Below are 14103 nucleotides of genomic sequence, written 5' to 3'. Positions count from 1 at the left end.
CTTTACAGCTAGATCACGGGCGGGGTCGGGAGCCGGACAGCCGGCCCCCGACCCGCACCACTTACACCTCTTCGACCGAGCTCGGCTCGCGCCGGGACAGGTCGATGCCCAGCTCCTCCGCGGCCCGGAACACCTCGTCGTCGGTCTCGCGCATCTCCAGGGCCACCCCGTCGCTGCTGAGCACCTCGACGTTCAGGCACAGCGACTGGAGCTCCTTGAGCAACACCTTGAACGACTCCGGGATGCCCGGCTCCGGGATGTTCTCGCCCTTGACGATCGCCTCGTAGACCTTGACCCGGCCCAGGACGTCGTCGGACTTGATCGTCAGCAGTTCCTGCAGGGCGTAGGCGGCGCCGTACGCCTGCATCGCCCAGCACTCCATCTCACCGAAGCGCTGGCCACCGAACTGCGCCTTACCACCCAGCGGCTGCTGCGTGATCATCGAGTACGGACCGGTCGACCGGGCGTGGATCTTGTCGTCGACCAGGTGGTTGAGCTTCAGGATGTAGATGTAGCCGACCGCGATCGGGTCGGGCAGCGGCTCGCCGGAACGACCGTCGAACAGCTGCGCCTTGCCGGAGGAACCGATCAGCTGCTTGCCGTCCCGGTTGGGCAGGGTCGACGCGAGCAGACCGGAGATCTCCTCCTCGCGGGCACCGTCGAAGACCGGCGTGGCCACGTTGGTGTCCGGCTCGGACTCGTGCGCCTCGATCGAGCGGAGCTGACGCTTCCACTCGGTGTCGTCGCCGTCCACGCTCCAGCCGGTCTTGGCCACCCACCCGAGGTGGGTCTCCAGGACCTGGCCGATGTTCATCCGGGACGGCACACCCAGCGGGTTCAGCACGATGTCGACCGGGGTGCCGTCCTCCAGGAACGGCATGTCCTCGATCGGCAGGATCTTCGAGATGACACCCTTGTTGCCGTGCCGGCCGGCGAGCTTGTCGCCGTCCTGGATCTTGCGCTTCTGGGCGACGTACACCCGGACCAGCTCGTTGACGCCCGGCGGCAGTTCGTCGCCGTCCTCGCGGGAGAAGGTCCGCACCCCGATGACCGTGCCGGTCTCGCCGTGCGGCACCTTCAGCGAGGTGTCCCGGACCTCCCGGGCCTTCTCACCGAAGATCGCCCGCAGCAGCCGCTCCTCCGGGGTCAGCTCGGTCTCGCCCTTCGGCGTGACCTTGCCGACCAGGATGTCGCCGGGGACGACCTCGGCGCCGATCCGGATGATGCCGCGCTCGTCGAGGTCGGCGAGCATCTCCTCGCTGACGTTCGGGATGTCCCGGGTGATCTCCTCCGGGCCGAGCTTGGTGTCCCGGGCGTCGACCTCGTGCTCCTCGATGTGGATCGAGGTGAGCACGTCCTGCTGCACGAGGCGCTGCGACAGGATGATCGCGTCCTCGTAGTTGTGGCCCTCCCAGCACATGAACGCGACCAGCAGGTTGCGTCCGAGCGCCATCTCGCCCTCGTCGGTGCACGGACCGTCGGCGATGACCTGGCCGGCCTCGACGCGGTCGCCCTCGAAGACGACAGGCTTCTGGTTGACGCAGGAGCCGGCGTTGGAGCGGCGGAACTTGTGCAGCAGGTACGTCCGGCGGTGGCCGTCGTCCTGGTGGATGGTGATGTAGTCGGCGCAGAGATCCTCGATCACGCCACCGACCTCGGCCACCACCACGTCACCGGCGTCGACCGCGGCGCGGTATTCCATACCGGTGCCGACCAGCGGCGACTCCGCCTTGACCAGCGGCACCGCCTGGCGCTGCATGTTGGCGCCCATCAGCGCGCGGTTGGCGTCGTCGTGCTCCAGGAACGGGATCATCGCGGTCGCGACCGAGGTCATCTGCCGCGGCGACACGTCCATGTAGTCGACGGCGCCGGGGACCACGTCCTCGGTCTCGCCACCCTTACGGCGACACAGCACCCGGTCCTCGGCGAACGTGCCGTCGGACTTGAGCGGCGCGTTGGCCTGGGCCTTGACGAACCGGTCCTCTTCGTCCGCGGTCAGGTAGTCGATCTGGTCGGTGACCCGACCCTCGACGACCTTCCGGTACGGCGTCTCGATGAAGCCGAACGGGTTGACCCGGGCGAAGGTGGACAGCGCGCCGATCAGGCCGATGTTCGGGCCTTCCGGCGTCTCGATCGGGCACATCCGGCCGTAGTGGGACGGGTGCACGTCGCGGACCTCGAAGCCGGCCCGCTCCCGGGACAGACCACCCGGGCCGAGCGCGCTCAGCCGCCGCCGGTGGGTCAGGCCCGCCAGCGGGTTGGTCTGGTCCATGAACTGGGACAGCTGGGACGTACCGAAGAACTCCTTGATCGCCGCCACCACCGGGCGGATGTTGATCAGGGTCTGCGGCGTGATCGCCTCGACGTCCTGCGTGGTCATCCGCTCACGGACGACCCGCTCCATCCGGGAGAGACCCACCCGGACCTGGTTCTGGATCAGCTCGCCCACGGTACGCAGGCGACGGTTGCCGAAGTGGTCGATGTCGTCGGCCTCGTAGCCGTCCTCACCGGCGTGCAGCCGGCAGAGGTACTCCACGGTGGCGACGACGTCGTCCTCGGTGAGCGTGCCGGTGGTGATCGGCACGTCGAGTTCGAGCTTCTTGTTGAACTTGTACCGACCGACCTTGGCGACGTCGTACCGCTTCGGGTTGAAGAAGAGGTTGTCGAGCAGGGTCTGGGCGTTCTCGCGGGTCGGCGGCTCGCCAGGGCGGAGCTTGCGGTAGATGTCGAGCAGGGCCTCGTCCTGGCCGGCGATGTGGTCCTTTTCGAGCGTGGTCATCATCAGCTCGGACCAGCCGAACTTCTCGCGGATCTGCTCGGCGGACCAACCGATGGCCTTGAGCAGGACCGTGACGGCCTGCCGGCGCTTGCGGTCGATGCGGACGCCGACCGTGTCGCGCTTGTCGATGTCGAACTCCAGCCAGGCACCCCGGCTGGGGATGACCTTGACGCTGGAGAGGTCGCGGTCGGAGGTCTTGTCCGGCTGCTTGTCGAAGTAGACGCCCGGGGACCGGACGAGCTGGCTGACCACGACGCGCTCGGTGCCGTTGATGATGAACGTGCCCTTGGGCGTCATCATCGGGAAGTCACCCATGAACACCGTCTGGCTCTTGATCTCGCCGGTGGTGTTGTTGGTGAACTCCGCCGTCACGAACAGCGGGGCGCAGTAGGTCAGGTCCTTCTCCTTGCACTCCTCGATCGAGGCCTTGACCTCGTCGAAGCGCGGTGCCGAGAAGGACAGCGACATGGTGCCGGAAAAGTCCTCAATGGGACTGATCTCGTCGAGGATTTCCGCGAGACCCGAGCGTGCGTGCGGGTCGTCCGCCGACCGGCCCTGCCAAGCCTCGTTGCCGACGAGCCAGTCGAAGGACTCGTTCTGGATGGCGAGGAGGTTGGGGACCTCGAGGTGTTCGGTGATCCTGCCGAAAGAAACTCGGCGGGGCGCGAAAGCGCTCGACGTACGACTGGTCTTCGCAGGGCGGGAAGCTGCCAAGATGCGTCCTTCCGAGGACCGGTGCTGCAGAACGGCTGGTACGCGTGCACTCCAATGACCCCACCAGAAATATCCGTAACCGGACATTTCCGAGCAGGGGTCAAGTCGGAAGGCAGCGCAAACTAGCAGTGTAGCCGAGAGGCTAACCGCTGTCCAGCCCATCCCGCAGGTCGTCGCGGAACGCGCCACGGGACCCCGGAGAACGGGGTCACACCGGGCCGCTCGGAACACGACGTTCCTGTCGGACCGCCCGGGTGGAGCGGCTGCTGGTGCTGCCGCAGCCATTACCGGGAGGGGGCCGTCGCAAGCGCGGAAGGTCTTGCTGGTGTCAGCGTGCCTGGCAGGCCGGGGCCACGTCAAGAGGCTCCAAGCGCCTGCTCGACGGGTTTCCCACGGACGGGCTACCCACGGCGTCACCACGATGTCGCACCACGAGTGCGAACACCCTGCTCACACCACTGATACCCGGAGTCACCAAGCAGGACGGGCGGTGATCCGTGTATCGGATCACCGCCCGTTCAGTTCGTGGTGTGCCGCGACTCACCCGAGCCGGACACGCGCCACTGTCGACCCCAGGGGTCGACCTCAGGTCACTTGAGGGTGACCTTGGCGCCCTCACCCTCGAGCTTGGCCTTGGCCTTCTCGGCGGTCTCCTTGTTGACCTTCTCCAGGATCGCCTTCGGCGCGGACTCGACCGCGTCCTTGGCCTCCTTGAGGCCCAGGCCGGTCAGCTCACGCACGACCTTGATGACCTGGATCTTCTTGCCACCGTCGGCCTCCAGGACGACGTCGAACTCGTCCTTCTCCTCCTCGACCGGCGCGGCGGCGGCGCCACCGGCACCACCCGCGGCGGCAACCGCGACCGGCGCGGCGGCGGTGACCTCGAAGGTCTCCTCGAACTGCTTCACGAACTCGGAGAGCTCGATCAGCGTCATCTCCTTGAACGCGTCGAGCAGCTCGTCGGTGCTGAGCTTCGCCATGTCTGGCGTCCTTTCTCGCAATGAAAATTAAAGAACGTGGTGCGCCGGGGGGCCTCAGGCCGCCTCGGCGCCCTCCTGCTCGCGCTTCTTGTCCGCCAGGGCGGCCGCCGCGCGGGCGGCCTTGGAGAGCGGCGCCTGGAACAGGGCCGCGGCCTTGCTCAGGTTGCCCTTCATCGCGCCGGCCAGCTTGGCCAGCAGCACCTCACGGGACTCCAGGTCGGCGAGCTTCGTGACCTCGGCCGCGGAAATGGCCTTGCCCTCGAACACACCGCCCTTGATGACGAGCTTCGGGTTGGCCTTCGCGAAGTCGCGAAGACCCTTCGCCGCCTCGACGACGTCGCCCGAAACGAAAGTCAGCGCGGTAGGACCGGTGAACAGCTCGTCGAGGCCGGAGATGCCCGCCTCGGTCGCGGCACGCTTGGCCAGCGTGTTCTTCGCAACCGTGTAGGTGGTCTCCTTGCCGAGCGAGCGCCGCAGCTGGGTGAGCTGGGAAACCGTCAGACCACGGTACTCGGTGAGCACCGCGGCGCCCGAGGTACGGAAGCTCTCGGTCAGCTCAGCGACGGCCGTGGCCTTGTCGGCCCGGATCGGCTTGTCCGCCATGTCCCTCCTCTCTCGTTACTCGGAGCTGGTCGCCGTCGCGCGGCACGAAACTCTGCGACGACGCCGGAGGCCTCACGACAACGAAAAAGCCCCGGCGCAGGGCGCGCGGGGCGAGGACCGGACCGATCACCATGGTCGGCGGACCACGGAAAGGAACCGTATTACGCTTACCGCCCTGCGCGGGTCGCCCGTCGTCGCGGAGCCTTCGACCGTGCCGGGGCACGGTGACCAGCGGTCTCTGGGTGGAACTACCGCACCAGGTTACGCGACGGCCCGGCCATCACCAAATCGCCCTCCGTTGCTCACGGACGGACCCGCCGCCACCGGACGTAGCCGGCCAACGCCACCCCCGCCCACACCAGCGCCCAGGCCGACAGGAGCAGCGCGGTGCCGGCGGGCAGGGAACCGGCGAGCGCCCGCGCGGTGGCCAGCACCGGCGGCACCAGCCAGGGCGCCACCGAGCCGCGCAGGCCCAGCGCGAGGGTGCCGACCGCGCCCACGGCGAGCACGGCCACGCCGTACCCGGCGCTGCGGGTGAGCGCCCGGCTGGCCAGGGCGCCCAGGGCCACCGCCGGCAGCAGGGCGAGCAGGTGCGCCCACAGGCCGAGGGCCAACGCCGCCACCACCGGCGGATCACCCGGACCGGGCGCGGCCACCCCGCCGACCGGCCACGGGAAGACCAGCGCGACCAGCACCGTGCCCAGCCCGGCGAGGACGGCCGCGAACAGCCCGGCGCACCGCTCCCGGACCGGGCCGACAAGCACCTGCGCCAGCCGGCGCTGCACGTCCGGTTCGACGTCCAGCAGGATCTTGGTCTGCCAGGCCAGCACGGGGAAGAGCACGACCGCGCTGACGCCGTACGCCTCCGCCGGGCGGGCCCGGCCGCCGCCGTACAGGATGCCGAGGGCCAGCAGGCCGGCCAGCAGCGGCGCCAGCGCCCGTCCGGTACGCAGGAAACCGGCCAACCGCATCCGCACCAGCGCGCTCACCGGGCCCCCTCCCCCGCCCGGCCGTCCCGCGCCGGCTCGCCCGCCGACCCGGCCCCGACGGGTGGGACGGGTGCCGGTGGGGGTGTGCCGGCGGGTTCGCGTACCCGCAGGATCCGGTGGCCGTCGGCGCGCAACCGGGCGACGGTGCCGGCCACCCGCGCGGCCGGCACCGCGACCTCGACCACGGCGACGGCCGCGTCACCGGTGGCCGGCTCGTCGGTGAGCAGACCGTCGGCGACCGTCCAGTGCCGGGCCCCGGGCAGCCGGACCGTCTCGCCCCGGTGGTCGCTGACCAGGACCGCTCCCCCAGCCGCCAGCACCTCGTCGACCAGTTCCGGGACCAGGCCGCGGGCGGCTGCGTCCAGCCCCTCCCAGGGCTCGTCGAGGACCAGCAGGCCGGGGGTGCGCAGCATCGCCTGGGCCAGGCCGACCTTCTGCGCGGTGCCCTTGGACAGGTCGGGCAGGCGGACCGTACGGAACGGGGTCAGGCCCAACCGGTCGGTCCACCTGTCGACGGCCCGGTCGGCGTCGGCCCGGCCCAGGCCGGCGGCCCGGCCCATGGCGGTGAGGTAGCGGGTCACGGTGAACGGCTGGTCGGCGGGGAACCGCTCGGGCACCCAGCCGACCCGGTGGGGACGGTCGACCACCCGGCCCCGGACCGGCCGCAGCACCCCGGCGCAGAGCTGCAGCAGGGTCGACTTGCCGGCCCCGTTGCGGCCGAGCACCACCGCCACCTCGCCCGGGTCGAGGCGGGCCGTGACGCCGCGCAACACCCAGGGGCCGCTCCGGCGGTACCGGAGCCGGACGTCCTCCAGTCGCATGGGGGTGAGCCTGCCACAGCCCGACACACGGCGGAGGCCCCGCCACGGTGCGTGGCGGGGCCCCTGCGCGGGAGCGGTCGGGATCAGCCCTCGACGGCGGTCTCCTGGAGGTTCTTCACCACGTTCGGGTCGATCGGGACGCCCGGACCCATCGTGGTGGCCAGGGTGACCTTCTTGAGGTACTTGCCCTTGGCCGCGGACGGCTTGGCGCGGAGCACCTCGTCCAGCACCGCGGCGTAGTTGTCGATCAGCTGGGTCTCCGAGAACGAGGCCTTGCCGATGATCAGGTGGAGGTTGGAGTGCTTGTCCACCCGGAAGGTGATCTTGCCGCCCTTGATGTCCGAGACGGCCTTGGTGACGTCCATGGTCACGGTGCCGGTCTTCGGGTTCGGCATCAGGCCGCGCGGGCCCAGGATCCGCGCGATCCGGCCGATCTTGGCCATCTGGTCCGGCGTGGCGATCGCCGCGTCGAAGTCCAGCCAGCCGCCCTGGATCCGGGCGACCAGCTCGTCCGTGCCCACCTCGTCGGCACCGGCGGCGACGGCCTCCTCGGCCTTCGCGCCGGCGGCGAAGACGATCACGCGGGCGGTCTTACCGGTGCCGTGCGGCAGGTTGACCACGCCGCGGACCATCTGGTCCGCCTTGCGGGGGTCGACGCCGAGGCGCATGGCGACCTCGACCGTGGCGTCGAACTTGGCGCTGGTGGTGTCCTTGGCGAGCTTGACCGCCTCGGCCGGGGTGTAGAGCTTCGACTTGTCGATCGCCTCGGCGGCCTTGCGGTACGTCTTGCTGCGCTGCATCTCGGGCTACTCCTGTGGTCTCTGGCGGGCCGCGGTCGACGCGCGCCCTCCCACGAACTGGTCTGGGGACTGACGGACGTCAGTCGTTGACGACGATGCCCATCGACCGGGCGGTACCGGCGATGATCTTCGCAGCCTGGTCGACGTCGTTGGCGTTGAGGTCGACCATCTTCTTCTCGGCGATCTCGCGCACCTGGGCCTGGCTCACCGAGCCGACCTTCTGGCTCTGCGGCACGCCGGAGCCCTTCTCCACACCGGCGGCCTTGAGCAGCAGCCGGGCGGCGGGCGGGGTCTTCAGGACGAAGGTGAAGGAGCGGTCCTCGTAGACGCTGATCTCGGCGGGGACGATGTCGCCCCGCTGGGACTCGGTCTGCGCGTTGTAGGACTTGCAGAACTCCATGATGTTCACGCCGTGCTGACCGAGCGCGGGGCCCACCGGCGGCGCCGGGGTCGCCTGGCCCGCCTTCAGCTGAAGCGTGAACGTCTTGACGAGCTTCTTCTTCGGAGGCATGTCACTTCCTGGGGCTTGGAACTGGGAAAGGTGCCGGCCACGGGCGCGCACGGTCAGCGCGGTGCCACAGCGACGACATTCAAGGGTAGCGCAGCGCCCGGCGACCCTCTGCGCCGAGGTCCGCGCCGGGGCGGAACGACGTCGCCGGCGGCGGGCCGTGGCCCACCGCCGGCGACGGGGTACAACGTCAGATCTTGGCGACCTGGTTGAAGTTCAGCTCGACCGGGGTCTCCCGGCCGAAGATCGACACCAGCACCTTGAGCTTCTGCTGGTCGGCGTTGATCTCGCTGATCGTCGCCGGCAGCGAGGCGAACGCCCCGTCGGTGACGGTGACCGAGTCGCCCACCTCGAAGTCGAGGACCTTGATCTCGGGCTTGGCCTTCTTCTGCTCGGTCTCCACCGCCGGGGCCAGCCACTTGAGCACCTCGTCGAGGCTCAACGGCGCCGGCCGGTCGGCCCGGTCGGTGGCCCCCACGAACCCGGTGACCCCCGGCGTGTTGCGCACGCAGGAGTAGGACTCGGCGGTCAGCTCCATCCGGACCAGGATGTAGCCGGGGAAGACCTTGGCCTGGATCTGGGAACGCTTGCCGTTCTTGACCTCGACCTCTTCCCGGGTCGGCACCTCGACCTGGTAGATGAACTCCTCCATGTCGAGGGAGGTGATCCGGGTCTCGAGGTTGGTCTTGACCTTGTTCTCGTAACCGGCGTACGAGTGCACCACGTACCAGTCGCCGGGCGCGTAGCGCAGCTTCTGGCGCAGCTCGGCGACCGGGTCGTAGTCCTCGTCCGGCTCCGGCTCCGTGGTCGGGAATTCCGGCTCGCTGGCGGCCTCGACCGACTCGTCACTCGCCGCCGTCGCGACCGTGGACTGGTCGTCCGTGGTCTCGGCGGTCTCGTCGTACTCAGGCACGCTTGCTCACTTCCGTCACTATCGGCTCAGTCGGCCGGTCAGCTGGGGCTGCCGAAGACCCACAGCACGCCCTTCGCGAAGGCGAAGTCGAGCAGGCCCACGATGGTCAGCATCACCGCGACGAAGGTGACCACCACGGCCGTGTAGGTCAGCAGCTCCTTGCGGGTCGGCCAGATGACCTTACGCAGTTCGGCGACGACCTCGCGGAAGAAACGCGCGATGCGGGCGAACGGCCCCACCCGGTCGGTCTCGGAGCGGGTCTTCGGCTTGCTGTCGGCGGCGCCCGCACGGGTCCGCGACCGGGTCGCGGTGCCGCCCCGGGATACCGGCTCGTCCGCGTCGGTGGCGTCGTCGTCGATGGCGTCGCTGTCGGCGGTCACCTCGTCGACGACCTCGTCGCGCTCGTCGCGCAGACCGTCGTCGCCGGCGTCCTCGCCGCGCCGCTTGCTCTCGGCCACTTCGCCCTCCGTCGCGGGATGTCGGTTCGTACGCCGGGAGGCGTACGCGGCGCTGGTCACGCCGGCCGGACCAACCGTCCCGCGACGGGCCGCGGCCGGCGGACCGGACGAAGGGCCCCGAGTCGCCTCGAAGCCACCCCGCCGATGCCACCACCACGGGCCGGACGCCGCCTTGCGGCGGCGCGACCCACGGGAACGGTCAGGCCTGAGGCGCAGGGGTGACAGGACTTGAACCTGCAGCCTGCGGTTTTGGAGACCGCTGCTCTGCCAATTGAGCTACACCCCTGTGCGGCAACGCTCGCCCCACCCGGCCTGCGCGGCCGAGCAGGGGTCACTTGCCCCACGGCGGACCAGTGTACGGGTAGCGCCCCGACTTTCCCAACCGGTCCCGCCCGGTCCGTTCCGACGACCTGTCAGCCGGCCGTCCGCACGAGCGCCCGCGCCTGCGACAGGACCTTCTCGCCGCCGCACCTGGCGGTCACATCGAGCCTGGTCAGACCGGCTTCAGTGACCTCCTTGACCACCGCGTCGACGGTGATCTCGGTGCCCTCGTCGTCGTCCGGGACGACCACCGGCCTGGTGAACCGCACCCCGAACTCGACCACCGCGTCGGGCGCGCCGGCCCACTCGGCGACCGCCCGACCCACGAGCGCCATGGTGAACATGCCGTGCGCGATCACCCCGGGCAGCCCCACCTTCGTGGCGGTCCGGTCGCTCCAGTGGATCGGGTTGAAGTCCCCCGAGGCGCCCGCGTAGCGGACCAGGTCCGCCCGGGTCACCCGGAACGTACGGGTCGACAGTTCCACGTCAGGACTCCCCACGGACGACGAGCTTGGACCAGACGGCGACCACCGGCTCACCGGCCACGGTGGTCACGTCGGTGCGGGTGGTGAGGAAGCCGTGCCCGCTGCGGGAGCTGATCTCCTCGATGGTGTTCACGCAGACCAGCTCGTCACCGGCCACCACCGGCCGGGTGTAGGCGAACCGCTGGTCGCCGTGCACCACCCGGCTGTAGTCGACCCCGAGCGCCGGATCGTCCACGATCTGCTGGCTGGCGGCCATGGTGATCAGGACCGGGAAGGTGGGCGGGGCGACCACGTCCGGGTGGCCGAGCGCACGGGCCGCCGCCGGGTCGTGGTGGGCCGGGTCGGTGGCGCCGATGGCGGTAGCGAACTCGCGGATCTTTTCTCGGCCCACCTGGTAGGGGGCGGTCGGCGGGTACGTCCGGCCGACGAAGGACGGGTCCAGGGACATGCCGCCGAACCTACACGGGACACACGAACGCCGACCCGTACGGGCGGGGCGACCGTGAAAGGCCACGCCAGCCATGCGGATCGGCGTCCGGGGTGAAGCTGCTGCGGACCGGGCCGGCCTACTGCCGGCCGCAGGTCAGCGGGTCTCGCGGTGGACCGTGTGCTTGCCGTCCCGGGGGCAGAACTTCTTCAGCTCGATGCGGTCCGGGTCATTGCGGCGGTTCTTGCGCGTGATGTAGTTGCGCTCCTTGCACTCCACACACGCCAAAGTGATCTTCGGCCGGACATCGGTCGCCTTCGCCACGGCGGAGTGCCTTCCTCGCTACGGATATCAACTACAGCGCATCAGCCTACGCGGACAACGCCGGGACATGCAAAGCGGGCGCCAGTGGCGCCCGTCCCACCGACCACCGGGGATGAGCCCGGAGGACGAGAGTAGCGGTGGCCGGACTTGAACCGGCGACACAGCGATTATGAGCCGCTTGCTCTGCCATCTGAGCTACACCGCCGCAGGCGGGTCCAGCCGGACCCTCTGAGCCCCCTTACGGAATCGAACCGTAGACCTTCTCCTTACCATGGAGACGCTCTGCCGACTGAGCTAAGGGGGCCTACCCGATCACCCCGGAGGGCGTCGCGCAGGGGATACATTACACGGCACCGCGCCGGGGGTGAAATGGGATCCCCCCGTACCGCGTCGTCGCAGCTCAGGGCACGACGCGGAGCCTCGGCAGCGCGTCCGGGCCGATCACCTCCGGGTCGGTCTGGGCACCGAACCAGGCCTCCAGCCGCTCGTACGGCAGCGGTCGGCTGAACAGGAAGCCCTGCCCGATCTCGCAGCCGATGTCCTGGAGCAGTTCGAGGGTCAGCTCGCTCTCCACCCCCTCGGCCACCACCGCCAGGCCGAACTGCTGGGAGAGCGACACCACCGCGTTCACGATCGCCAGGTCCCCCGGGTCGGTCGCCATCCCCTGCACGAACGACCGGTCCACCTTCACCTCGTGCACCGGCAGCCGGCGCAGCTGGGCCAGCGACGAGTTGCCCGTGCCGAAGTCGTCGACCGCCAGCCGGACGCCGAGGTCCCGCAACCGGCGCAGGGTGGGAATGGGTCGCTCGGTGCCGTCCAGGACCGCCGCCTCGGGGATCTCGACGGTCAGCAGCTGCGGTGGGACGCCGTACTCGGCCAGCAGCTCGCCGACCCGGTCCGGGAAGTGCCGGTCGGTCAGCGAACGGGCGGCGATGTTGACCGCCACCGCCAACGGCTGCCCGGTGTGGCTCCAGTCCCGGCTGCGGCGCAGCCCCTCACGGAGGACGAACTCGGTGAGCCGGCCCAACTGCCCGGTGTGCTCGGCGACCGCGACGAAGTCCTCCGGGGAGACCGTGCCGTGCGCCGGGTGCTCCCAGCGGGCCAGGCACTCCACCCCGAGCAGGCGGCGGTCCCGCAGGGTCACCTTCGGCTGGAAGTAGACCTCCAGCTCCCCCTCGTCGAGGGCGCGGCGCAGGTCACCGGCGAGCCCGAGCCGGCGCAGCGACCGCGACTCCAGCGCCGGGTTGAACAACTGGACGCTGCCCGGCACCGCCTTGGCCGCGGTGGCCGCCAGGTCGACCCGTTGCAACAGCACGGCGGCGTCGCTGCCGTGATCCGGGTGCACCGCCACCCCGACCGCGGTGTCCACGTCGAGGGTGAGCGCGTCGAACACCATCTCGTCGCGGATCTGCTCGCGGAGCTGGGCGGCCAGTTCCAGGGCCGCCTCGGCGTTCTCCAGCCGCAGCGTCACCAGGAACTCGTCCCCGCCGGCCCGGCCCACCAGAGCCGACGAGGGGGCGCAGGCACGCAGCCGGTCGGCCACCTCGACGAGGACCTTGTCCCCCGCCGCGTGGCCCAGCGACTCGTTGACCTGACGCAGGCCGTCGACGTCGAAGAGGAGGACGGCGACCACCTCGCCGGGCGCCCTGATCTTGACCGCCTCGGCCAGCGCGGCGGTGATCCGCCGCCGGTTGGGCAGTGTGGTCAGCGCGTCGTGGTAGGCGTCGTGGCGCAGCCGGTCGACCAGCCGGGAATTCTCCAGGGCGACGGCGGCGTGCGCGGCCACCGTCTCGAAGACCGGGATGTCACTGGTGGTGAAGTGGCCGATGTCGCTGAGCCGGTTGGTCACCTCCAGGGTGCCGATCACCGCCTGGCCCGACCGCAGCGGCACCACGATGGCGTCCTTGACCTGCTGCGCGCCGACCTCCCGGCGCAACGCCGTGTCGTCGCCGAGCAACCGCCCGATGGACAGCGTCTTGCCCAGCTCGCGGGCCTGTTCCCGGAAAACGGTCGGGGTGGGTGCGACGTCGAGCAGGCCGGGGGTGTCGACCCGGGCGGTCAGCAGCACCTCGGGGTGCCGGCGCTGGGCGGGCAGCCACAGGGTGGCGTACTCGGCCTGCATCAGGCCCCGCACCCGGTCGAGCAGGATGTCGGCGATCGCGCCCTCGGCGCTGTTGGTGAGCAACCGGGTCAGGTCGTACATGCCGGTCAGGGTGCGGTGCTGCCGGAAGAACTGCGAGTAGGACCGGTAGACCTGGAACAACGCCGCGAACAACGCGGCCAGCAGCAGCACCGACCACCAGGTGGTCTTCAACGCGATCAGGACGAGCAGGCCCACCGAGGCGTTGATCGAGGTGGTGAGAAAGACCGACGGCGCGGTCCGCAGCGCCTCCCGGCCGGCCTGCCAGCCCTGGAGCAGCACGTGCACCCCGGCCACCGAGAGCAGGCTGACCAGGGTGATGGTATTGACCGCCAGGAACAGGATGCCCCAGGTGCCCGGCCCCACCCCCTCGAGCGGGGGCAGGGCCAGCAGGAGCAGCCCGGCCAATGAGGTGGCCGCCGCCGCCTTCGCGACGTTGAACCACAGCTTGGCCGGGGCGAACCGGTGTGACGCACTCCAGATCAGCACGGAGAGCGTGTAGATGAGCACCACGATCAGCGGTGGCAGGAAGAAGAGCGCGACGACGAGGGGCACCTCGGTCAACGTCACCCCGACGGACTGCCGTCGGACTATGACGTTGAGGACCGGGATGCTGATCCCCGTCATCGCCACGAAGAGAACGAACGCCAGGCCCCACTTCCCGAACTCGGGACGCAGGACACCGATCGCGGTGCTGAAGACGATGGCCAGCAGGGCCAGGGGTGCGGTGATGAACCAGGCGCGTTCGGTGGACTTACGCCGCTGATCTCGGCTGGCCATGCGCCACCCTCTCCCTGAGAGACGTCACCCCCAGGACACCGGGAGCGGGGACGACGCGGGG

The 14103-nt window shown here is 70.1% G+C and carries 13 protein-coding genes and 3 tRNA genes; all 16 read right to left on the bottom strand.

Annotated features, from left to right (window positions below; all coding sequences use genetic code 11):
* Positions 1-61: 61 nt before the first annotated feature.
* The 16 genes from ACN267_RS28540 to ACN267_RS28465 all read right to left on the bottom strand — a co-directional run bounded on the left by ACN267_RS28540 (position 62) and on the right by ACN267_RS28465 (position 14042).
* Complete coding sequence (locus ACN267_RS28540) at positions 62-3493, bottom strand: DNA-directed RNA polymerase subunit beta (protein WP_204957691.1); 3432 nt, start codon at positions 3491-3493, stop codon at positions 62-64.
* Between the two features lie 590 nt (positions 3494-4083).
* Positions 4084-4473 carry a 50S ribosomal protein L7/L12 gene (gene rplL, locus ACN267_RS28535; protein WP_088644794.1) on the bottom strand — a complete coding sequence of 130 codons (390 nt, stop codon included), beginning with the start codon at positions 4471-4473 and terminating at the stop codon, positions 4084-4086.
* A 54-nt stretch (positions 4474-4527) separates the two neighbouring features.
* Positions 4528-5076 carry a 50S ribosomal protein L10 gene (gene rplJ, locus ACN267_RS28530; RefSeq protein WP_088644793.1) on the bottom strand — a complete coding sequence of 183 codons (549 nt, stop codon included), beginning with the start codon at positions 5074-5076 and terminating at the stop codon, positions 4528-4530.
* 302 nt (positions 5077-5378) lie between these two features.
* Positions 5379-6065 carry a hypothetical protein gene (locus tag ACN267_RS28525; RefSeq protein WP_204957690.1) on the bottom strand — a complete coding sequence of 229 codons (687 nt, stop codon included), beginning with the start codon at positions 6063-6065 and terminating at the stop codon, positions 5379-5381.
* A complete protein-coding gene (locus ACN267_RS28520; RefSeq protein ID WP_281902719.1) occupies positions 6062-6886 on the bottom strand; it encodes an ABC transporter ATP-binding protein in 825 nt (274 codons plus the stop codon). The genes ACN267_RS28525 and ACN267_RS28520 overlap by 4 nt, the downstream gene beginning before the upstream one ends.
* Before the next feature lie 83 nt (positions 6887-6969).
* Positions 6970-7686: a 50S ribosomal protein L1 gene (rplA, locus tag ACN267_RS28515; protein WP_204957688.1), complete on the bottom strand. Its 717-nt coding sequence runs from the start codon at positions 7684-7686 to the stop codon at positions 6970-6972.
* A 79-nt stretch (positions 7687-7765) separates the two neighbouring features.
* Entirely contained in the window at positions 7766-8197 is a 432-nt protein-coding gene (gene rplK, locus ACN267_RS28510; RefSeq protein ID WP_204957687.1) for a 50S ribosomal protein L11, read from the bottom strand.
* 187 nt (positions 8198-8384) lie between these two features.
* A complete protein-coding gene (gene nusG / locus ACN267_RS28505) occupies positions 8385-9107 on the bottom strand; it encodes a transcription termination/antitermination protein NusG (protein ID WP_088644788.1) in 723 nt (240 codons plus the stop codon).
* A 38-nt stretch (positions 9108-9145) separates the two neighbouring features.
* Complete coding sequence (gene secE / locus ACN267_RS28500) at positions 9146-9565, bottom strand: preprotein translocase subunit SecE (protein ID WP_204957686.1); 420 nt, start codon at positions 9563-9565, stop codon at positions 9146-9148.
* 213 nt (positions 9566-9778) lie between these two features.
* Positions 9779-9851 (bottom strand) — tRNA-Trp (locus ACN267_RS28495).
* A 127-nt stretch (positions 9852-9978) separates the two neighbouring features.
* Positions 9979-10371: a MaoC/PaaZ C-terminal domain-containing protein gene (locus ACN267_RS28490; RefSeq protein WP_204957685.1), complete on the bottom strand. Its 393-nt coding sequence runs from the start codon at positions 10369-10371 to the stop codon at positions 9979-9981.
* A gap of 1 nt (position 10372) precedes the next feature.
* On the bottom strand, positions 10373-10819 hold the full coding sequence (locus ACN267_RS28485; protein WP_088644785.1) for a MaoC family dehydratase N-terminal domain-containing protein: 447 nt from the start codon (positions 10817-10819) through the stop codon (positions 10373-10375).
* A gap of 135 nt (positions 10820-10954) precedes the next feature.
* The gene (rpmG, locus tag ACN267_RS28480; RefSeq protein ID WP_013288652.1) at positions 10955-11122 is read right to left on the bottom strand and encodes a 50S ribosomal protein L33; all 168 of its coding nucleotides are present in this window, start codon (positions 11120-11122) and stop codon (positions 10955-10957) included.
* 132 nt (positions 11123-11254) lie between these two features.
* Positions 11255-11327, bottom strand: a tRNA-Met gene (locus tag ACN267_RS28475).
* Positions 11328-11353: 26 nt separating this feature from the next.
* Positions 11354-11426: transfer RNA gene (locus tag ACN267_RS28470), tRNA-Thr, on the bottom strand.
* A 96-nt stretch (positions 11427-11522) separates the two neighbouring features.
* Positions 11523-14042: a putative bifunctional diguanylate cyclase/phosphodiesterase gene (locus ACN267_RS28465; RefSeq protein ID WP_204957684.1), complete on the bottom strand. Its 2520-nt coding sequence runs from the start codon at positions 14040-14042 to the stop codon at positions 11523-11525.
* Between the last annotated feature and the right edge of the window lie 61 nt (positions 14043-14103).

The sequence above is a fragment of the Micromonospora sp. WMMD734 genome (assembly GCF_049178975.1).
Taxonomy (GTDB): domain Bacteria; phylum Actinomycetota; class Actinomycetes; order Mycobacteriales; family Micromonosporaceae; genus Micromonospora; species Micromonospora wenchangensis.
This window is presented reverse-complemented; position numbering and strand designations above follow the sequence as displayed.